At 62.1% G+C, this 700-nt stretch carries 1 pseudogene; it reads right to left on the bottom strand.

Annotated features, from left to right (window positions below):
• Nucleotides 1-463, bottom strand: a pseudogene (locus EN906_RS36155) (myo-inosose-2 dehydratase); the annotation flags it as partial.
• Nucleotides 464-700 lie beyond the last annotated feature (237 nt).

The following is a 700-nucleotide window of genomic DNA, read 5'->3' on the forward strand; positions in this document are numbered from 1 at the left end:
GGTGATGATAGGACAGCGGCATACCCTGTTCGGCGCACCATTCGCCAAACGCGGTCAGGCGTTTCGCGTAAGCCTTCATCTCGTCATCCGACAGCTTCGGCTTGGTCGCCAGCGGCTTCGAGCGGTCGCCCTGGATCGAGCGGCCGACTTCGCCATAAACGATGCAAGGCGCATTCACCGCCTTGAACAGGTCGATCATCGGCTGGATGCGATCCTTGTTGTCGGCCATCTCCCCATCGACCAGCGTGCCGGAGAACCAGCCACCGCATAGCGTGACGTCGGACGCCTTCAGGATCGGCAGCATGATTTCGGGATCATTGGGAAAACGCCGGCCCATCTCCATGCCGGTGAAGCCGGCCGAGCGCGACTGGCGCAGGCATTCTTCCAGCGACACGTCATCGCTGAGTTCCGCAAGATCGTCGTTCCACCACGCAATGGGGGACATGCCCAGTTTGGCTTTCAAGTCGTCACTCCGGTTTAGAACAGTTATCCTTTGGTTGCCGCCGCCCCTCATCCGCCTGCCGGCACCTTCTCCCCGTATAGGGACGGGGACAAGGGGTCTAGCCGCGACCTCGGCGTCTTTCTTGCGACGGCGGTGATTGGCGAAACCGGTGGTGACAGCGTCCCTCTCCCCGTCCCTATACGGGGAGAGGATGCCGGCAGGCAGGTGAGGGGCAGCGCCGACCTCAATCACCCACAC

The organism is Mesorhizobium sp. M7A.F.Ca.CA.004.06.1.1 (assembly GCF_003999135.1).
Classification (GTDB): Bacteria; Pseudomonadota; Alphaproteobacteria; order Rhizobiales; family Rhizobiaceae; genus Mesorhizobium.